General features: G+C 40.8%; 1 protein-coding gene. It reads left to right on the top strand.

What is annotated here, in order from left to right:
• A partial coding sequence (locus tag V6255_RS18535; protein ID WP_341629437.1) for a hypothetical protein occupies nt 1–223 on the top strand: 223 nt, incomplete at both ends.

The following is a 223-nucleotide window of genomic DNA, read 5'->3' as shown; positions in this document are numbered from 1 at the left end:
ATGAATGGCGGTTTACGCTTAGTCATTATCATTGATGAGTTAATGCCTTATTACATTTCTGAACAAGGTAAGAGTATAGAGGTTCGCTTCGGCGATACTGAGAAAAGATCAGTAGCAACTGAAGCTGAGTCTGCTGTGGCAGCTGCAATTATACAGAATACAGGCGATCAAACGGCACAAAAAACAAAAAATGAAGCGGCTGATAAACCACGTAAAGCAGCTT

Source organism: Psychromonas arctica (assembly GCF_038155225.1).
In the GTDB taxonomy this organism is placed as follows: Bacteria; Pseudomonadota; Gammaproteobacteria; order Enterobacterales; family Psychromonadaceae; genus Psychromonas; species Psychromonas arctica_B.
Note: the sequence above shows the minus strand (reverse complement) of the source record. Positions and strands in the feature narration are given on the sequence as shown.